Genomic DNA, 20,165 nt, shown 5'->3' with positions numbered 1-20,165 from the left:
GTGTAGGGGGAGGGGGGTGGGCCGAAGCTCACGCGGGCGAATCCTTTCGGCGCCTGTGCGGCGGTCTCTGTCGTCTTCCGCGCCCATGGGGCGCCGGGTCAGTTGCTCGTCAGCGAGCGGACCGTCGCGTACACGTCGAAGACGGCGAGCGCCAGCGGCACCAGCGTCAGCAGGACGAAGCCCTCGGCGATCTCCAGGAAGCGCCCCCAGAACGGGGTGAGACCGCTGCGCGGGACGATCAGGCCGATCGAGGTCACGAGCGCGGTGGCTGCCGCGATCGCCGCGACGAGCCAGATCGTACGGATGTCGAGGCCGCCGCGGTCGCCCTTGAGCGCCTCGTGGATCAGGGAGTGCGGCGGGTTGAGCGCGAGGCCCAGGCCCAGCAGCACGAGGGAGCCGAGTCCGGCGGCCAGGACGGGGGCGACCTGGGCGGTGTAGCGGAAGAGGTGGGCGCGCATCAGCAGCGCGACACCGGTCGCGAGGGCGAGCAGCTGGGCCCAGACGTCGTCGGAGAAACCCAGGACGGCCGTGGCCCCGAGGGCGGTGACCGCGCAGCCGCCGACGAGGCCGACGAGGAGTTCGTGACCGCGGCGGGCCTGGGCGGTCACGCGTTCGGTGTCGACCGCTTCCTGCGCCGCGGGCTCGGCGCCGTACGCGCTGCGCGGAGCGGTGTTCGGGGGGTCGAAGCCGATCGGCAGGCGCGCGAAGCGCATCGAGAGGCCCGGCAGGAAGGCCAGCGCGCCGACCGCGACGGGGGCGCACAGGGCGGCGATCTCGGACGGCGTCCAGTGGGCGCGGATCGCGGTGAACGCGACGATCAGGCCGACCGCTGACGCGAAGACGAGGGCGACGAACGGCGCGTCCCCGCCGGGTGAGCACAGGGTGAGGACGACGGCGGCCACCAGCACGGCCGCACACGTGAGGAGGAACTGGAGTTTGCCGATCCCCTGGCCGTCGGTGAGCGGCAGGAGGCCCGAGCCGGCCACCCCGATGTTGGGCAGGGCGCCGAGTCCCAGCGCGATGGCGGAGGCACGGTCGTCGTAGACCCGGGCGCGGACGCACGCCAGGACGACCAGCAGGACGCCGACGACCGCGGCGAGGATGCCGGGCAGGCTGTTCATGTCGTGGCGCGGGTCGGCGGTCCAGGCGACGAAGGCGAGCAGGGCCGGCAGGACACCGCCGCCGACGAGGCCGGCGGCACGGGTCAACTCGCCGCCCCACAGGGTGTGTTCGCGGGTCACCGCGGCCGAGACCGCCTCGGACACGTCGTCGAACACGGCCGGCGGGAGCGACTCGGAGAAGGGGCGCAGGGTGAGGAGTTCGCCGTCGAGAATGCGCTGGCCGGCGAACGTGCGGGAGCTGTCGAGGACGGTGCCGTCCCGGCGCACCAGGTGATAGCCGACCGGCGCACCGTCGGCGGGGCTCTGCCGGGAGAGCCTGAGGATCTCCGGATAGATGTCGGCGACCGGGATGTCGTCGGGCAGGGCCACGTCGATCCGGCTGTCGGGCGCGACGATCGTGACCCGGCAGAAACCGAGCCCCGGGCCGGTGCCGACAGGGGCTCCGGTACCGGGCCCGCCCGCCGCGGAGGCCGTGATGCTCACCTGTTGCTCCCCCTCAATGGTGATGGTGCGTCTGCTTCGTGAAGGTGTCGCGCGGTGCGTTCCGCAGACCTTCACATCACGCGAAATGCCCTGTTTTTCCAGCCTGGTTCGCGTGTGCTCACGCGAACATCCGGCACCCTACCGCTCACCCGTCCCGCGCGAAGTCAGTAGGATCGCGCGGCGGCCTGCGTCCGCCTGACACGGGGTGGCGGACGGTAGTCCCGGGGCCGCGCAAGGGAATTGGTGAGCAGTGAGCCACATCGTCGTCAAGCGCCCGCCGCGCGCGCTGCCGTCCGAGGTGCCCACGGAGGAGATCGTCCTGCAGCCTCCGCCGGAGTTGCCCCGCGGGCATCAGGAGAGCGTCCTGATGCAGTTGCTGCCGACGCTCGGCATGGGTGGCTCGGTGGTGTTCTTCTTCACGAACGGACAGCCGTTCATGAAGATCATGGGCATGGTGATGATCGTCTCGACGGTGGCCATGTCCATCGCGATGGTGGTCCGCTTCCGCCGCGGCAACCAGGGCCAGCTGGCGGATCTGCGCACCGACTATCTGCGCTACCTGGCGCAGACCCGGCGGACCGCCCTGGACACCGCCCGGGCACAGCGCGACGCGCAGTACTACCTCCACCCCTCCCCCGAGCAGCTCTGGGCGCTGGTCGCCGAGGGCAGCCGGGTGTGGGAACGGCGGCCGGGCGACGAGGACTTCGGCCAGGTGCGCATCGGCCTCGGCCGGCAGTCGCTCGCCACCCCGCTCATCGCCCCCGAGACCGGCGGGGTCGAGCAGCTGGAGCCGCTGACGGCGGGCGCGATGCAGCGCTTCCTGTCCGTCCACGGCACCCTCGACGACCTGCCGATGGCGGTCTCCCTGCGCGCCTTCTCCTACCTCACCATCAGCGGCGAGGAGCAGTCCGTACGGTCCTCCGCCCGGGCCCTGGCCGGTTCGCTGGCCGCGCTGCACTCGCCCGAGGACCTGGTGATCGTGGTCGCGGCGGCCAGGGAGTCCCTGCCGCACTGGGAGTGGGCCAAGTGGCTGCCGCACGCGCAGGCGCCCGGTGCCACGGACGGCGCGGGCACCCGCCGGCTGATCGACAGCGACCTCCGCGAGCTGGAGAACCTGATCTCCGCCCGGCTGACCGGCCGGCCGCGCTTCCACCCCGACGCGGCGCCACTGCCGGACGAGCCGCACATCGTCGTCGTCCTCGACGGGGTCTCCCTGCCCCCCGACTCGGTCCTCGCCAACCCCGAGGGCCTGCAGGGTGTGACGCTCGTCGACGTCGTCCCCGGCGAACCGGCCGCGGTCCGCGGCGAGCTCTCCATCGTTGTACAGCCGACGTCGCTGCATCTGGAGTCCGGTCACGGGGACGTCTACGAAGGGACTCCCGACGCCCTGTCGTACGAGTCCGCCGAGGCGCTCGCGCGGCAGTTGGCGCCGCTGCGGATGGCGTCCGGTGGGGACGACGACCAACCGCTGCTCGCCAACCTGGAGTTCACCGATCTGCTGAACCTCGGGGACGCGGCCTCCGTCGACACCAAGCGCACCTGGCGGACGCGCTCGCTGGCCGAGCGGCTGCGGGTGCCGATCGGGCTCGGTGAGGACGGCAGGCCCGTGATGCTCGACCTCAAGGAGGCCGCGCAGGAGGGCATGGGCCCGCACGGGCTGTGCGTGGGCGCGACCGGTTCCGGCAAGTCCGAGCTGCTGCGCACCCTGGTCCTCGGCCTCGCGGTCACCCACTCCTCGGAGACCCTGAACTTCGTCCTCGCGGACTTCAAGGGCGGCGCCACCTTCGCCGGCATGGCGCAGATGCCGCACGTCGCGGCCGTGATCACCAACCTCGCGGACGATCTGACGCTGGTCGACCGCATGGGCGACTCCATCCGCGGCGAGCTCAACCGCCGCCAGCAACTCCTGCGCGACGCGGGCAACTACGCCAACATCCACGACTACGAGAAGGCACGCGCCGCGGGCGCCCCGCTGCAGCCGATCCCCTCCCTGGTGCTGGTGATCGACGAGTTCAGCGAACTGCTCACCGCCAAGCCGGACTTCATCGAGATGTTCGTGCAGATCGGCCGGATCGGCCGCTCGCTCGGCGTGCATCTGCTGCTGGCCTCGCAGCGCCTGGAGGAGGGCCGGCTGCGCGGTCTGGAGACCTATCTGTCGTACCGCGTCGGCCTGCGCACCTTCTCGGCGGCCGAGTCGCGGGCGGCGCTGGGCGTGCCGGACGCCTACGAACTCCCGAACGTCCCCGGGTCCGGCTTCCTGAAGTACGGCACGGACGAGATGGTGCGGTTCAAGGCCGCCTATGTGTCCGGTACTTACCGCTCGGACTCCCCGCAGGCGACGTTCGGTGCCGGTCAACTGCCGGTCGACCGGCAGCCGGTGCTGTTCACCGCGGCCGAGGTGCCGGTGCGGTACACGGCGGTGCCGCAGCAGCGCACCGAGTCCCCGGACATCGACGACGCGCTCGCCGACACCGTGCTCGACGTCATCGTGCGCCGGCTGGAGGCGCAGGGTCCGGCGGCCCACCAGGTGTGGCTGCCGCCGCTCGACAGCCCGCCCTCGCTGGACGGCCTCCTGCCCGGCCTCACGGCGGTGCCGGGCCGCGGACTCACCCAGCCCGGCTACGAGGGCGCGGGCCGGCTGGTGGTCCCGGTCGGCCTCGTCGACAAGCCGTACGAGCAGCGCCGCGACCACCTGTGGATCGACTTCTCGGGCGCGGCCGGCCATATGCAGATCGTCGGCGGCCCGCAGTCCGGCAAGTCCACCCTCCTGCGCTCCCTGATCTGCGCCTTCGCCCTGACCCACACCCCGCACGAAGTCCAGTTCTACGGCCTCGACTTCGGCGGCGGCGGTCTCTCCTCGGTGGCCGGCCTGCCGCACGTGGGCGGCATCGGCTCCCGCCTCGACCCCGAGAAGGTCCGGCGCACGGTCTCCGAGGTCTACGGCGTGATGACGCGCCGCGAGGAGTACTTCCGCTCGGCGGGCATCCCGTCGATCGCGGAGTTCCGGTCCCGCCGGGCGCGCGGCCAGATCTCGGTCACGGACCAGCCCTGGGGCGACGTCTTCCTCGTCATCGACGGCTGGGGCAACTTCCGCGCGGACTACGAGGGATTGGAGGCGGCGGTGCTGGACATCGCCGCGCGCGGCCTGGGCTTCGGCATCCACCTGGTGCTCACCGCGTCCCGGTCGATGGAGGTCCGCGCGAACCTCAAGGACCACCTGATGAACCGCCTCGAACTGCGGCTCGGCGACACGATGGACTCCGAGATCGACCGCAAGGTGGCGGTGAACGTCCCGACCGGCGTCCCGGGACGCGGTGTGTCGCCGCAGCGGCTGCACTTCATGGGGGCGGTGCCGCGCATCGACGGCCTGGTCTCGGACACGGACCTGGCCGACGCCACCCAGGCGTTGGCGACCGAGGTGTCCCGGCACTGGGAGGCGCCGGGCGCGCCCGAAGTACGGCTGCTGCCCCGCGAGTTGGCCGCCGCGCAACTGCCGCCGGGTGACCGGTTCCCGCAGCGCGGCGTCGCGTTCGCCATCGACGAGAACAACCTGGAGCCGGTCTTCGTCGACTTCGAGCAGGACCCGTTCTTCCTCGTCTTCGGCGAGAGCGAGTCGGGCAAGTCGAACCTGCTGCGGCTGCTGGTCAAGCAGTTGACGGAGCGGTACACCGGCGACGAAGCGAAGCTCTTCGTCATCGACAACCGGCGCTCCCTGCTGGACGCGACGCCCGCTTCACACCTCGCCGAGTACATCCCCATGTCCAACGCCATGGACCATCACATGGTCGCCCTGGCGGACCTGATGCGGCGCCGTACCCCGACGGCCGACGTCACGGCCCGGCAACTCCGCGAGCGGAGCTGGTGGCAGGGCCCGACGGTGTACGTCGTGGTGGACGACTACGACCTCGTCTCCACGTCGAGCGGCAACCCGCTGGGCAACCTCACGGAGATGCTGCCGTTCGCCCGTGACGTCGGCGTCCGCTTCATCATCGCCCGCTCCACGGCGGGTGCCGGACGCGCCGCGTACGAGCCGTTCATGCAGCGCATGCAGGAGTTGGGCGCCCAGGGCGTCGTCCTGGCGGGCGACCCCGGCGAGGGCGACGTCCTGGGCGGGGTGCGGCCTCGGCCGATGCCCGCGGGGCGAGGGGTGTTCGTGTCACGGAAGCGGGGGAAGCCGTTGGTGCAGACGGGGTTGGTGCCGGAGACGGTGTACTGACGCCCGGCCGATGCCGGTCCGGTTCCTTGAACTCAGGCTCCGGACCGGCCTGTTGGGTAGGTTGACGGACTGGTCCCGTCCGACGGGCGGGGTCCTACGGGGGCACGGGGAAGGGGTCCACGCGTGACATGGGACGAGTGGGAACAGCTGAAGAGTCAGGCCGCGCGGAAGCAGTCCACACGCATGCGGATCGACCAGCTTCCGGCGGACGGCGGCGGCAGCACACCGCAAGGTGATCTGACCGTCAGCCACAAGGATCTGGCAGCGATCGGCGACCGGGCGTTCAAGCTCTGGGAGGACCTGGGCCGGTACGGCCGTGACGCCTGGTCGAGCAGCCAGACGGCGGCCTCGGATCTCACGGCCCAGGGGTTCAGGCTCGGCGGGGCGGTGGACCACGTACAGAAGCGGTGGGAGGAGCAGCTCACGAGTCTGCTCGACGCGTGCGCCCATATCTCCAACCACATGGACTACACCAAAAAGGCGCACCAGGGCGACGAGTTCTACATATCCGGTCAGATCAGCAGCATCTCGACACTGGACAAGGGTTTCAGTGAAGGGACGGGCCACTGATGGACCTCGATACGCTCCGGTTCGGGAACTTCGCTTCGCTCGGCACCGCCGTAGACGACTGGTCCGGTGTGGTGAAACGCCTGGAAGCCCTTGAGAAGGATGCGCGCGAAGGTCTCAAGGGGCTGGCCGACAAAGCCAATTGGTCCGGTGTCAACGCGACCGTCTCCCGCGAGTTCATCACCAAGACGGCAGGCGAGTTCACCGACGCCCACACCCAGGCGACGACGATCTACAACATTCTCAAGGACACCCACGACGAACTCGTCGGCTACCACGATCAGTTGGTCGAGACGATCTCACGGGGTCTCAAGAAGAATCTCACCGTGATGGACACCGGCAACGGCTCCTTCACCGTCACCATGAACATCCACCCCGACCGCGCCGCGAAGGGGACCACGGTTCCCGAGCACAGCCAACAGGACGTGGACGAACTGTGCGAGGACGTCAAACGCCTCCTCAGCAGGGCGACCCACAGCGACGACACCGCTTCCGACGCGCTGCGGGCCATAGCGGACGAGGCCGAGTACGGCTTCTCCGGCGCGGCGTACGAGGACCGGGACTCCGCCGCGCAGGCGCTCCAGGATGCCGAGAAATACGCGAATCTCATCAAGACCAAGGGGGACTCCATGTCCCCCGAGGAATTCGACGATCTCAACCGGCAGCTCGCGGGATACAGGAACGATCCCCTCTTCCAGGAGAAGTTCGCCACCACACTGGGCCCGAAAGGCGTGCTGGACTTCTGGGCGGATCTCTCCGATCCCTCCGACGGAGGCGATCTCCAGCGGGCCCGCCTGGACCAGCTGGGCGATTTCCAGAAGAACCTCGGCCTCACCCTCGCGGGAGCGACGCGGTCGGACTCACCGGCCATGCGGCAGTGGGAGGACGGCATGGTCAACCTGGCGGACGACCGTATCCAGACCCGCGGGACGCAGGTCTACGGCTTCCAGCTGATGAGCAATCTCATGCGTACGGGGGACTACGACGACGCGTTCCTGGACAGGTACGGGAACGCTCTCGTCTCGACCGAGAAGAAGATGCGGCTTCCCGACCATTACTGGAACGGCAGTGGCGGGCCGCCCATGCCCAAGATGAATTTCATCGGCGAGGATTTCGGCCGGGACCCGATGACCGGTTTCATGACAGCCCTGTCGAACAGCCCGGATGCGGCGACCGCTTTCTTCAACGAGACCCAGCCCCAGGACAACGCGGAATGGGTTCTCAAAGACCGCCCCACGTTCGACGACACACCGTTGGACAGTCACGACGGAAACCAGTCACGCGACGCCACCGGGAACGCGCTCGTCGCCGCGGCCACCGGTGTCAACCCCAATGATCCCCATGCCGTTCCGGTGGACCACAGCGCCGAGAACCGGAGCGTCCTCGACCGGTCGCTGAAGATCATCTCCGGCACGGGTGACGACTTCGCCCCCGAGATGCGTGACGACATGGCGAAAGTGCTGGTGAACTACGGCGACGAGGTGCACAACACGGCGAGTTCGCTTGCGGACGATCCCGGTGACCCCCGCCAGCTCGACCGGCACCAGCTGCTGGAAGTGACGAAACAGGTGTCACGGGATCAGCACGCCTACGGCATCCTCAACGACGGCCTGAACAAGGAGATGGTCCGCGACATCTACACGGACCACCCCAGCGACCCCAAGGAGACCCTGCTCAGAGCCGGGCACACGGTGGGCTTCCTGGAGGAGGCCCGCTATCAGGCCCTGGCGACCGACAAGGACGATCCTTCGTGGAATGCCAAATGGCTTTACCACGGCTTCGGCGGCGCCGTGAACTTCATTCCGGTCGTCGGCGACGCGGCCCAGCGCGGGGTCGATGCCCTCGCGTATCAATGGCAGTTGGACGAGCAGGCCCGTATCGACGACGACAACGCACGCCAGAACGGCGAGGTGTTCACCGCGCGGGAGAACCAGTTGCAGAAACTCAGCGACCTGTGGATCGACGCCCATCCGAACCACGGCGACAGCAACAGATACACACTGACTTCCGAGATCAACGGTGCCGCTTTCGACGGCAACGCACGGGCTCAGGGACTGGCGGGCAATCAGTGATCACGGGTGCATCAGGACCTTCGGCGCGCCGCGTGGCGACTGCCGCTACTGCCGCGACTGCGGTGACGCTGCTCGTCCTGGCCACGGCCGGCTGTACGGACTCGGACTCCCGCGCCTACACCGTTCCGGGCAAGGTCTGCGGAGTGACCGTCGACTCGGACCTTCTGTCGCCCTTCCTGCCGGACGGACAGAAGCTCACCCAGCGGTCCTACAACGCCGGTCAGGAGAGCCCGCGTTGCCGTCTGTCGGTGGACGGCAAACTGGTCGTCTACCTGTCGGGCGACGTCGTCCCCGCGGAGACCGACCCCATCAAGGTCCAGGACCGGGCCCTGGTACGGCTCGGCAACCCCGCCGCCGTCGACATCGGTGACAGCGCCAGAGTGGCCGACAACGGAGCCCTGGCGGTGGCCGCGTGCACGTACGAAGGCCGACAGCGCAAGTTCGTCGCGCTGGTGCAACTCCAGGAGAAGACTCCGGCGAAGACCTCGGAGCGGCGGGATGCGCTGCGTTCGTTCCTGGGGTCCTACTTCCCTAGCGCTATGGCCAAGGAGGGGTGCGGGCAGGCGAGTTGAGCTGCTGTTCCGCTCACCCCGCGGTGCGGCTCAGAGACGCAACAGCGGGGTGGGCACCTCCCGTGCGTGCCCACCCCGGCGTTGCTGTTGTCAGCCTGTCCTACTCGAAGAAGCTGGCGGCCTTCTTGTCGCCGCCGCGGTAGTCGCCGCCGGCCTGGTGCACCTTCTGCGTGATGGACAGCAGCGCCTGGTGGATGGCGGTGGTGTGGTTGTCCCACTCCTTCGACTTCCGGTTGAAGGATTCGTAGGCGTCACCGGCCCAGCCCTCGGCCGCGTCGTGGACGCCCTTCTTCAGTGCCGTGAGGTCGCTCTCCAACTGCTTGGCCAGGTTGCCGAGTTCAGTGGCGAGCGCGTCCAGGGTGCCGTACTTGACGGCGAGATCCTGGAGGTGCGGTGTGCCGGTCATGTTTCCTCATCTCCTTGACGATGTGAGAGGGACCTCGCGGTCCGGGTGCGACGCTCGGGTCGGTCAGTAGAGGTTGAGCGCCGAGGTCTTCGCACCGGCGTCCACTTCGATGCTGGAGATCGTGGAGTGGAGTTCGTCCTCCAACTTGTCCTTGTCCTGCTTGGTGAGGTGAATGCCGTTCAGGAAGTCGTCGAGCATGCGGCCGATCCCGGCCATGTGCTCGTTGATCTCGTGCTGCTTGGTCTTGAACGCGTTGGCACCGTGGCCCGTCCAGTTCGCCTCGATCATGTCGATGCAGCCCTGGAGCTTCTGGAGGTGCTTCTTGACGTTGTCGTACCTGTCGATGACGTTCGTCTGGAGCTTTTGTACATGTGCGTCATCAAGCTTGCGGCCGTCAGCCATCTCGGCACTCCCTTTCGCGAGAGAGGTTGGTGTTCCTGGGGCGCAGCACCGAGTGGTGAAGCGCTGGTTGGTCGGGTGAACCCTGTGTACGAACTCTCATGCGCCTCGCCGCGAACGAGCCACCGCGAAGGCTCCGCCGCCTAGCACGACTACGGCCGCTGCGGCGCCGAGTGCGATCCACAGTGTGGTGTTGCCGGACGAGTCGGAGGTCGATGCTGCGGCTGAGGTCTGGCCGCCTGAGGTGGGGTTGAGGGCTTTGGACGAGGTCGATGCGGAGGCGGAGGGCGAGGCGCCGGTGACGCCGGTTCCATTCTCGAAGCTGAGCGGGTCCGTGCCGGCGGCACCCGGGTTGATGCTGCTGTTCTCCAGCACCTTGCGGGGGCGGATCAGGCCGTAGCCGAGGTAGTTGCTCGGCTTGTTCTTCGGCCAGTCGCGGCCTGCGGTGTCGATGAGCGTGGCCAGCACCTGGTTGGCCGTCCAGGTGGGGTGCGCGGACCAGATGAGGGCGGCGGAGGCTGAGGCCAGGGCGGTCGCTGCGCTGGTACCACCGCTGACGCAGTACGACTTGAATGTCGCGTCGCACCACACCGGAACGTTGCGACCCGGGGCCGCCAGATCGACGTAGTTGCCGTGCTCCGAGAAGTCGGCCACCTTGCCGTCCTTGTCGGCTGCGGCTACGCCGACGACGTACGGATCTGCGGCCGGGTAGCCGATGAAGTTCTTGGTCTCAGCATCGTTTCCCGTAGCGGCGAACATCAACTTGCCCTTGGATTGGGCGTATTTAACGGCCTTGGCCTCGTCCGGGTCAAGGATGTCGCCGCCGAACGACATGCTGATGATCTGGGCATCGCTGTCCGCGGCAGCCTTGATCGCATCGGCGGTCGAAGGTGTCTTCTTTACGTCGGTCTTGTTCTTCACGCCCTTGGTCAGCACTCGGTAAGGCACGACCTTCGCACCGGGGGCCAGGCCCTGCAGACCGCCTCCGGCGCCGGTGCCGGCAATCATCTCCGCCATGGTGGTCCCGTGGCCCAGATAGTCATTGGTGGCGTTGTACGAGACGGCCTGATGCGCCCCGTCCACAAGCACCTGACCCTTGAGGGATGGAGTGTCCGGGTTTACACCAGTGTCTAGCACAGCAACCTTGACGCCTTTGCCGGTGCTTACCTTCCACATCCCCTTCGCGTCCATAACGTCCAAGTACCACTGCTTCGTCTGGACATCGGCGGCAACCGCGCTCGGAGCCAGCCCCGAAGACACAATGGCGAAAGCGCCGAGTGCGGCACACACGGCCGACACTCGTCTTCCGGCACGTCCTTGGAGAAACGCGGTCGATCTGCCACGCGGGCTGGTCCCTGTCATGCTTCTGCTGATCCTCGCTCGTGGTCAGTCGGTCGCGGGCGGCGTGTTGCGCCGCTGCGCATCTTGCTCACGCTCGCCCTCCCGGTCTTCTCGGTTCGCACTGCGCCGGCTTCCCGCCGACCCTCTCGGAACCCCCGGTGCGCCTCCGGTGCTACCGACGCCCCTGACATTGGAAGGCCGGCTCTTGGGAGTGCCGACCACGCCGTCAGAGTTGCCCACGGCGGGCCGACCCGACTGTCCCGGGCGCGCGCCTGGGGTGGATTTCGGCGCCCCGATGACCCCGCGCTGACCGATCTTGCCCGCAGGTGTACGGGAGTTGGAGTTACCCTCGGCACCGACAACCGTGCCGCGAGGCACCCTGGTTCCGTTCGCTCCCGAGGCAGCGCCTGTGGTGGGCTTTCCTCCGACGACGCCGTTGCCACGTGCCGCCCCTGTGGAAGTCGGCCCACCGGCCCGGCCGCCCACCGGCCCGCCGACGGGGCGAGGCGTTCCACCGGAGATTGCCCGGCCGAGGGGTGATCTGCCTGCCGCTGTTTCACCACTCCGGATGCCCGACTGTCCTGTTGCGGCGGCACGCCCCATCGGGCCTGTGTTGCCACGCCCGCCGGTCGCACCACCGGAGTTGACCGCACGTCCCTGCGCCGAAAACGGGGATCTGCTCCCGGTCGCTCCGCCGAATCCCGAGGTGCGTCCCGTCGAGGTGCCGAAAGCAGGAGGAACCGCGCCCGAGACCAAAGGTGGAATCGTCCCGCCATTGCCTCCGCCCGAAGCGGGCATCGACGGAGGCAGGTTGGTCGCCGGCTTCGTGATCTCCTGGGACGGCAGGGTGCCCACACCGTCGATCTTCGTACCGACATTCACGTCCGGGTGGGTACGTGAGTCATCCACGTGCCTGACCGTCGGAGTGGTGTCGACCGAAGTCGGATGGTCAGTCACCACGCTCGAAGCGTGATGGCGAGTCGTCAGATCCTGAGTAGCGCCAAGGCTCTGGCTTTCGTGCGTTTTGCCGGGGTCAAGCCACGGATCCTTGGACGTCGGCTGCGGCTTGGGCACCCCCACATCCGGCATAGCCTTCAAAAACGTCGGCGGTTCCTGCGCCGCCAACGTCTCCTCCGACACCGAATAGAAGGACGACAACCGATTCATCTGGTTGATCGCCTCTTGGCGGTCCTTCTCGACATTGACCGCAGCGGCGTACTGCTTGTTGCCTGCGACGCGCGCAGGCATCGGAATGTCCGCGGGCATCTGGGTGGAGTCGAGCCGAGTGTCGCGCGGTGGCATGGCGCTACGGACGGAGGCCAGCCCCATGGCGGCGGCCGAGATCTGGGTGCCGGCGACGTCCGCGAAGGACGCGAGGTTGACGGCGTAGGTGACGAGGTCGTTGCCCCAGTCACGGAAAGCCTGACCGGAGTCGCCCTCCCAGTCGACGTTGCCGATATGGCCGCCGAGCTCTTCGGCCGCGTCACTGATGGCATCGCGGGCGTCCCAGAGGGCCTTGCCCGCGGTCTCCAGGTGCTCCGGACTCGCGGACTCGACCATGTCGATCATGTCGTTGAGGCGGTGGTTCTCAAAGTCGGTCTTGCCGAAGAAACGAACATGGCCACCGAAAATGCCGTTCATCGCATTCGACGCGATGTTGGCAGCATCGATGACACCGACCTGCTGGGCCACCTGCGTCAGTTCCGCCTGGTGCGGATTCGGCTGCTTCTGCTCGTCACCCATCAGTACCCGGCCTTGGACTGCTTGTCGTCGGAACGCCCCTGCTCGGGCTTGCCGTTCTTCGCCGCCTCCGCGGCCTGCTGCTCCTGCAGCGCCTCGGCGTGCTCACGACTGAGCTGCGTCTGGATCTCCCAGAAGCGGCGCCGCTGGTCCTCGTCGACGTTGTGGAAGTTGTTGTGCGCGGCGCTCACAGCGATCTGGAGCGCCTCGATCTGGAGGCCTAGGTTCTTGGAGAGCGCGGTGAGACGCTCGTGGACGCGCTCGTACTGTGCGTGCAGACCCTTGGCCTCGCCGAAACTGCCGGCACCGCCGAAGGAAGCCTGGGTGAGCTCGTGCGCCCCGACCTTGTGCGCGCTGCCCGGTGAGCTCTCGAAGTTCGAAAGCACCCCGTCCACACGCTTCTTGAACGTTCCGAGCGCTTCCAGGCTTGCCCTGAAGCCCCCTCCACCGTCAGCAGGAAGCATGATGCCTTCCCCTCCCCGTTTTTCGTCGCCCGCCCCCGGGCGACCGCACCCCGTGAGCGTTCCTCTCCGCAACGCAATCACTCTAGTCGCTTCCTGTGACAGTCCCAACTGCCTTATGCGACAGGTGTGCTACCACTCGGCCAAGCTTCACCGCTCCTTCACGGCGCGCTCTCCCGCCCACCTGGGCAACTGCCGCCCTCTGACGCTATGTGACCTGCGGGCCAGCGTCCTGAGTACGGCTACTCAGTCGCCGTAGCCGCACACACGTGAGTGAGCGTCGTGGCGGGCGGAGGGGTGACGCGGAGCCGTCGTTGCTGCGTGGCCATTGCGAATGGCGTCGTCCGGTTCCGTCAACTCCCGCCGTGGGCCTGCTCCTTCGCAGGTCGCGGCCTCTTGACAGACAGAAGGCGGGTGTCGCGGCGCCACCCGTGGCGCTGGGTCCGCCGGACGTCAGTCCAGCCCCGCGACCCGCCGCGCCCGTTTCCGCGCGTCCCGCGTCGCCACCGCCGTACCGCCGAGTCCCGCCACCAGGACGGCCGCGCCCAGGGCGACGTACGTCGCGAGGCGGGCGTCGTGTTCGTCGGCGGTCTCGCCGAGTTGGAGCTTCGCGGGGGACGGGGCCTGGGCCTTGGTGAGGCCGTCCTGGGGGTCGGGGGACTCGATCGGGTGGTCGTCCTCGGTGAGCGCGCGGACCGGGTCGACGACGCCCCAGCCGACGAGGCGGTCGTGGCCGGCGATGGTGCGCTCGGCCGTTTGCTCGATCTGGGCGACGACCTCGCGGGCGGTCCAGTCCGGATGCTTCGCCTTGATCAGCGCGGCGACGCCGGCGACGTACGGCGCCGAGAAACTCGTACCGTTGTCGGAGCAGTGACCGCCCTTGGGGACGGTGGAGATCATGTCGACGCCGGGTGCCGCGACGCCGACGAAGTCGCCGGACTGGGAGAAGGACGCGCGTTCGTTGTTGCGGTCGGAGGCCGCGACGGCGAGGACGCCCGGGAAGGACGCCGGGTACGTCTTCTTGACGTTGCCGCCCTGGCCGTCGTTGCCCGCCGACGCCACCACCACGATCTTCTTCGACAGTGCCGAGTCGATCGCCGCCTCCAAGGAGGGATCGGGCTTCACCGCGTTCGACGTGTCCTGCGAGATGTTGATGACGTCGGCCTTGGCCTGGATCGCGTAGGTGACCGCCGCCGCGAGCGTCTGCGCCGTGCCATGGCCGTCCGCGTCGTTCTGCTGGATCGGGATGATGGTCGCCTCCGGGGCCAGGCCCACGAAACCGGTGCCGCCGGCCGGGCGGGCGGCGATGATGCCGGCGACCTTCGTGCCGTGTCCCACGGTGTCGGTCGTGCCGTTCTCGCTGCCCCGCGCGATCTTGTCGCCGTTGCTGTCCTTGAGGTTCCTGGGCATGAGGTTACGGCCGCTCTTCACGTCCACCGCATGGGTGAGCTGGGGGTTCTTCACGTCCACGCCGGTATCGATCACCGCCACCCGTACGCCTTTGCCCTTGGACTGGCTCCACAGCTCGTCGAGGAGGACGCGCTGCAGGGCCCAAGGGCGGCCCGGGTACTCCTTGTTGGGGAACGTGCACTGGTCCGAGAAGCTGTCGTCCGCCGCCGCGGGGGGCGCGAGCACGACGGTGGACACAGCCAGGGTCGCGGCTACAGCAGCCAGGGCCGCCGTAGCGCGGAGGGGGCGAGGGGAAGTCGTATACGGCATGTCCGACTCTCCTTACGAACCCTGCGGTTGACGTGCCGCCGCTGTCGACAGGCGGGGGCCCGTGGGCAGGAACTCGGACCAGGAGGCGGGGATCGGCGCCGGGTCGACGTCGGCGTAGCCGAGGCGGATCTGGGCCTGCTCGGCCTCCTGCTGCTCCTGCTGGCGTTCCTTGGCCGTCGTACCGATGCCCGCGTCGTTCGTGGCGCTGTCGGCGTTGGACTGCAGGACGTAACGCAGCCCTGTGTCGGTGACCAGGAAGACGGGGCCGGCCTTGGTCTCCTCGCCCTGGAACTGGCGGAAGAGCTGCCCGGAGCCGGGCGTCACGTAGGCGCTGGTGGAGTCGGTGGGGAGCGGGGCGGGGAAGTCGGTGCCCGCCCAGGTCGTCAGGGTGGTGGCGCCCTTGGCGCCGACCTTCTCCAGGACGTTGCAGATCGTGCTGCGGCTGCCGGACGCGTCCGAGGCATCGTTGACGGCCTTCGGTTCCTTGGTGGGCCAGCGGTTCTCGGCGCCGAAGGTCCCCTCCGGGGTGATCTCGCCCGCGCTCACCCCGGTGGCGTGACCGGCCTGGCCGAGGGGGGCCAAGTCCTTGCTGGACAGCAGGAGTTGGGCGACGAAGGCGGAGACCTGCGCGACCTTGCCGGGAAGCACTACGTAATAGTGCTCACCGCTGGCGTCGGACGCGGTGAGCACCATGCCCACCTTGTTGGCCGACGCGTCCAGCTCGCCCGGGGCGCCGGCGGCCGTACCGGGTGTGGCGCCGATGCTCGGGAACGCGATCGGGTCGCCCTGGTGCAGGGTGGCCAGCCACTCCTGGGAGACGCGCTCGGGCACGCGGCCGGTGCCGACTACGGCGCGCAGCAGCAGCTCGTCGCCCTTGTCCACGGGGTACGCCGTGCCGCTCGCGTCCACCACGTAGCGGTTCTTGTCCGGATCCACGACGTAGAGGAGCTCCCCGCCGCGCAACCGCTGCTTGCCCTCGGTCTTCTTCATGTCGCGCTTGGCGAGGACCAGCGCCGCCTTCTGGATGGAACCGCCGCCCGCGCTCGGGCGCTCACAGACCGCCCAGCGTTTCTCGGCACCCGCCTCGCTCGCCGAGGGAAGTCGGTCGGGGGCGTACGGGATGCCCACGGTGACGCCGTGCGGGATCTTGCCACCGTCGAGGACCGACTCGTCGACGGTGACGACCTCGCCCTGGCCGGGGTTGAGGAGCAGCTTCGCGGACGCCATGTTGAGGACGGGGTGCAGCTGGGCCTTGCCGTCGGTCTTCAGGACGACGTAGCGGGTGGTCGACTTGCTGGCGATGATCACCTTCGACTTGGGAGTGTCCCAGCCCTGCGGCGCCGTCGGTTTGAACATGCCCCAGGCGCCGAAGACCGCCATGACGACCACGCCCACGATGACGCCGGGCACCACTCCGCGCAGCGGTCGCGGTGCCCCCTCCTCCGAACCGTCCGGGGAGGACTGCACGAAGGACGCCAGCATGCGGCGCTTCGCGAAGGTGTAGGCGTTGAGCTGGTCCCGCCGAGATGCCATCTGTGTCTGTCTCTCCCCGTGTTCCGCCTGGGCAGCGCCCGGGGGTTCGCCGTCCCCCGCCCATCGATGTCAGACCGGGCACCTACTATGCCTGGTATCCGCGGGGACGTGGGGAGCGGGTAGGGTACCTGGACCTTCAGGGGCCCTATGTGGTGCTGAAATAGCGGTGAGTTGTGAGTAATACGGGGGGATGGAGTGATGGCTTCCGGAACGCGGACGCGGTCTCGTGACCGGTCGCGGACGAGGGGCTCCGGGACGCTCGGGCCGGGTTCCGCGCAGCCGCCGTCCGCGGCGGGCACACCGTCCCAGGGGCCGGGCGGACTTCATCTCAGGACGCGCCGTGGACAGGGCGGGGCATTCCGGTTGCAACGGCTCGTCCTGCTGGAGATCGCGGCGGCCGTCCTCCTCGTCGGCTGGGCGATCGACCCCATGGCGCTGGTACCGGCGGGCATCGTCGCCGTGGCGCTCGTGCTGCTCGCCTTCGTCCGCCGGCGCGGCCGCTCCCTGCCCGAATGGCTGGGTACCGCGCGGGCGTTGAAGGCACGCCGGAAGAGCGCCGCCACCACGGAGACACCGCCGGGCACCGAGCCCGGTCTCGCACCGGCCGTGGAGTGCGACCCCACCCTGAGGACGTACTCGTACGGCGGCCGGGACCGGCGCCCGATCGGGCTGATCGGGGACGGCACCTTCGTGACCGCCGTCGTGCAGGTCGAGGCCGATGTCACCGCGCTGCGGGCCGACCGCAGCCGGCATCCGCTGCCGCTCGCGCTGGTGCGGGACGCGCTCGAAGTGGACGGCATCCGGCTGGAGTCGGCGCAGCTCGTGCTGCACACCCAGCCCGCGCCCGCCCTCCACCTGCCCCAGCACTCCGTGGCCGTCACGAACTACGCGCCGCTGCAGGAGCAGACCGGCGCCCCGGCGGTGCGCATCACCTGGATCGCGCTGAAGCTCGACCCCGAGCAGTGCCTGGAGGCCGTGGCCGCCCGGGGCGGAGGGCTCACCGGAGCGCAGAAGTGCGTCGTGCGCGTGGCCGACCATCTCGCGAGCCGCCTCACCGGTGCCGGTTTCCGCACGACGATCCTGAACGAGGAGGAGCTGACCGCGGCCCTCGCCACCTCCGCCTGCGCGAACCCCCTGGTGACGGCGGAGGCCGGACGGACCGAGACGCGGGAGCGCCGGACCGAGGAGTCCAGCCGGAGCTGGCGCTGCGACAACCGCAGACACACGACGTACTGGATCCGCCGCTGGCCCCAACTGGGCGGCCGCGGCCCGTCGTTGCCGCAGCTGATCGCCCTGCTCACGGCCACACCGGCGCTCGCCACGACGTTCAGCCTCACGCTCGCGCGCGGGGAGCGCCAGGAGGTGTCGATGTGCGGACACCTGCGGGTGACGGGCCGCAGCGACGACGAACTGGTCGCGGCGCGGCGCGCGTTGGAGGGCGCGGCACGGCACACGGGCCTGGCGCTGGCCCGCCTCGACCGCGAGCAACTCCCTGGTGTGCTCGCCACGCTGCCCCTCGGAGGTGCCCGATGACCGCGGTGGAGATGCTGCGCAGCGGCCTCGGCCTGATCGGTCCGCGGCACGGACGGCATGTGCTCTCCCCCGAGCAGGTGGACGCGCTCGCGCTGCCCATCGGGGACGACGGCGTCGTGATCGGCGTCGACGCCGAGGGACAGCCCGCGGTGCTGGGCCTCAACCGGCCCACTCCGTACGACGTCGTCCTCATCGGCGGCCTGTGGACCGCGCAGGTCATCGCCCTCAGAGCGGCGGCGACCGGGGCGCGCGTCGCCGTGGAGACCGGCCGCCCGCAGGCCTGGATGCAGATGGTCCACGCCATGGGCGGCGGACAGAACGGCCTGGCGGTGTACGACGTGGGACGCGTCCAGCCACAGGGTGCCTCGGCGGGCACACCCGTGCTCGTGGTGCGGGACTGCGGCATGCGTCCGCCGCGCGGGCGGGTCGTGTCCGGGCCCTGGCAGTCGGTGCTGACCCTGCTGCCGTATCTCAGTCCCGTCGCACCCCGGCTCATACGACAGGCCCGGCTCGTCGGGGTGCAGCGGATCTCGCCGGACGAGTCGGCGGAGCTGGGCCGCGCCATGGCGCTCCCCCGGGCCGACGTCGACTCCCTGCCCACGCTCCCGGACGGCGTCACGCTCTGGTGCGGCGACCGCGACCGGCAGTATGTGATGACACAGCCCACGGACGCCGAGATCGGATTGTTGGGTACACCACGCCGGATGGACTGAACCGGCGGACCACTGACCGACATTGAATGATTGGGCCCCTTTCGCCCTCTCTTTCGTAGAGGATGCGCGCCGCTATCACCCGTTTTGCGCGAGGAGTTGGTGGGCACGTGTGCCGGTTCAGGGCGTCATGTGGCGCGTTGGACAGGCGCGGAGAGGTGGGCGGGCCTGCCGTGAGGTTGCTTGTGGTGATTAGGCTGGGACCGGGCGCCGCGTCAGGGCCCGCGGCCGGGCCGACAGCGCTTCGGGGGACGGGCCGGGCGGATCCGATCGATTCGGGCCGCCGACCGACCGTTCCCGACGCTTTCGGCGGACCGGGCCCGTACGACACGAGCGGTCGCCCCGGCACGACATGAGGGTGCTCGACCACACCAGGAGGAATTGTGAGCAGCGATCGGGACGGGATCCGCGGGGGCTGGGCCACGCCCGGCGATGACCAGCCCGACGACGAGTCCGCCATCGAGATGACGGGCGAGTTCACGATCGACTACGCGCCGCCGGCCTGGTACACGCAGAACTCGTCCGGCGCGTCGGGCGCGTCCGCGCAGGCCTCACCACCGCCGACTCCGGCGAGCGGTACGCCGATGCCTCCCCCGCCTCCGGCGCCTCCGGTCGGCCTCGCGTTCCCGGTGCCGGCACCGCCGGACAACTCCGGTTTCCAGGCCGGCTGGGCGCCCGCGCCGGTTCCGCCGCCCGCGGCCCCCGAGGAGGAGCCCGAGAACGGTGACCTCGCGAGCGGGGCGACGATGCGGATCTCTGCCGCCTCGCTGAAGCGGGAGATCGCGGAGCGGGGTGGTGTCGGGGCGGACGCCGCGTCGGCACAGGCCGGCCCTGAGCAGGCCGACGCGGAGACCCCGGCGCCTGCCGCCGAGGGTTCCGTCGAAGGCGCCGGTGACGCGGAATCGGGTTCCGGGGAGCCGGAGTTCGAGGGCGAGGTGCCGGAGAACGCTGACACCGAGGGCACGGACGCCGCCGAGGTGAGCACTCAGGACGAGGACGGCGCGGTCGCCGACACAGAGACCGGGGACTCCACGGAATCCGCGAACTCCACCGACGGCGAGAGCACCGACGACGCTTCCGCCGCTACGGCAGCCCCCGACACGGACCACGCCGCCGACGCGGCCGACGCCCCGGCGGATGACGTGGCCGGTGATGTGGCCGGTGACACGGACGACGAGTCGAGCAGCGTCGACACCACACCGGCTGCCCCGGCCACGCCCGACGCCGACTCCCCCCACGCCGCCGACCCGTCCACGGGCACCACCGGTGACGTACAGGCTGACGTACAGGAA

The 20,165-nt window shown here is 69.5% G+C and carries 15 protein-coding genes; 7 read left to right on the top strand and 8 right to left on the bottom strand.

All coding sequences use genetic code 11. The annotated features are described in order from the left end of the window. Window positions 1–98: 98 nt before the first annotated feature. Window positions 99–1,604, bottom strand: a complete 1,506-nt coding sequence (gene eccD, locus AC31A1_RS24255) for a type VII secretion integral membrane protein EccD (RefSeq protein WP_489655342.1) — start codon at window positions 1,602–1,604, stop codon at window positions 99–101. Between the two features lie 250 nt (window positions 1,605–1,854). On the opposite strand from eccD, the gene eccCa reads away from it, so the two are divergent. The 4 genes from eccCa (at window position 1,855) to AC31A1_RS24235 (ending at window position 9,031) form a co-directional block, all read left to right on the top strand. Further along, window positions 1,855–5,820, top strand: coding sequence for a type VII secretion protein EccCa (gene eccCa, locus AC31A1_RS24250; protein WP_489655341.1), 3,966 nt, complete (start codon window positions 1,855–1,857; stop codon window positions 5,818–5,820). Between the two features lie 123 nt (window positions 5,821–5,943). Continuing rightward, window positions 5,944–6,390: a hypothetical protein gene (locus AC31A1_RS24245; RefSeq protein ID WP_489655340.1), complete on the top strand. Its 447-nt coding sequence runs from the start codon at window positions 5,944–5,946 to the stop codon at window positions 6,388–6,390. After that, entirely contained in the window at window positions 6,390–8,459 is a 2,070-nt protein-coding gene (locus tag AC31A1_RS24240) for a DUF6571 family protein (protein WP_489655339.1), read from the top strand. Before AC31A1_RS24245 ends, AC31A1_RS24240 begins: the two co-directional genes overlap by 1 nt. Before the next feature lie 32 nt (window positions 8,460–8,491). Beyond that, window positions 8,492–9,031: a hypothetical protein gene (locus AC31A1_RS24235; protein WP_489655338.1), complete on the top strand. Its 540-nt coding sequence runs from the start codon at window positions 8,492–8,494 to the stop codon at window positions 9,029–9,031. 100 nt (window positions 9,032–9,131) lie between these two features. Here the strand turns inward: AC31A1_RS24235 and AC31A1_RS24230 are convergent, their stop codons facing one another. The 7 genes from AC31A1_RS24230 to eccB form a co-directional block, all read right to left on the bottom strand. After that, complete coding sequence (locus AC31A1_RS24230; RefSeq protein ID WP_489655337.1) at window positions 9,132–9,437, bottom strand: WXG100 family type VII secretion target; 306 nt, start codon at window positions 9,435–9,437, stop codon at window positions 9,132–9,134. Between the two features lie 63 nt (window positions 9,438–9,500). After that, window positions 9,501–9,839, bottom strand: coding sequence for a WXG100 family type VII secretion target (locus AC31A1_RS24225; protein ID WP_393764794.1), 339 nt, complete (start codon window positions 9,837–9,839; stop codon window positions 9,501–9,503). 96 nt (window positions 9,840–9,935) lie between these two features. Further along, window positions 9,936–11,126, bottom strand: a complete 1,191-nt coding sequence (locus AC31A1_RS24220) for a S8 family serine peptidase (RefSeq protein WP_489655336.1) — start codon at window positions 11,124–11,126, stop codon at window positions 9,936–9,938. A gap of 96 nt (window positions 11,127–11,222) precedes the next feature. Beyond that, window positions 11,223–12,920 carry a WXG100 family type VII secretion target gene (locus tag AC31A1_RS24215; protein ID WP_489655335.1) on the bottom strand — a complete coding sequence of 566 codons (1,698 nt, stop codon included), beginning with the start codon at window positions 12,918–12,920 and terminating at the stop codon, window positions 11,223–11,225. Next, the gene (locus tag AC31A1_RS24210; RefSeq protein WP_489655334.1) at window positions 12,920–13,381 is read right to left on the bottom strand and encodes a DUF2563 family protein; all 462 of its coding nucleotides are present in this window, start codon (window positions 13,379–13,381) and stop codon (window positions 12,920–12,922) included. Before AC31A1_RS24210 ends, AC31A1_RS24215 begins: the two co-directional genes overlap by 1 nt. Before the next feature lie 450 nt (window positions 13,382–13,831). Then, on the bottom strand, window positions 13,832–15,097 hold the full coding sequence (mycP, locus tag AC31A1_RS24205; RefSeq protein ID WP_489655333.1) for a type VII secretion-associated serine protease mycosin: 1,266 nt from the start codon (window positions 15,095–15,097) through the stop codon (window positions 13,832–13,834). A gap of 12 nt (window positions 15,098–15,109) precedes the next feature. Then, window positions 15,110–16,630 (bottom strand): type VII secretion protein EccB, encoded by a 1,521-nt coding sequence (gene eccB / locus AC31A1_RS24200; RefSeq protein ID WP_489655332.1) that lies wholly within the window; start codon window positions 16,628–16,630, stop codon window positions 15,110–15,112. 198 nt (window positions 16,631–16,828) lie between these two features. On the opposite strand from eccB, the gene eccE reads away from it, so the two are divergent. The 3 genes from eccE to AC31A1_RS24185 all read left to right on the top strand — a co-directional run. Next, window positions 16,829–18,163, top strand: a complete 1,335-nt coding sequence (gene eccE, locus AC31A1_RS24195) for a type VII secretion protein EccE (RefSeq protein ID WP_489655331.1) — start codon at window positions 16,829–16,831, stop codon at window positions 18,161–18,163. Then, window positions 18,160–18,876 (top strand): hypothetical protein, encoded by a 717-nt coding sequence (locus AC31A1_RS24190; RefSeq protein WP_489655330.1) that lies wholly within the window; start codon window positions 18,160–18,162, stop codon window positions 18,874–18,876. The genes eccE and AC31A1_RS24190 overlap by 4 nt, the downstream gene beginning before the upstream one ends. Before the next feature lie 380 nt (window positions 18,877–19,256). After that, a partial coding sequence (locus AC31A1_RS24185) for an SCO5717 family growth-regulating ATPase (protein WP_489655329.1) occupies window positions 19,257–20,165 on the top strand: 909 nt, incomplete at its 3' end.

This window comes from Streptomyces sp. P5F9 (assembly GCF_057961495.1).
Note: the sequence above shows the minus strand (reverse complement) of the source record. Positions and strands in the feature narration are given on the sequence as shown.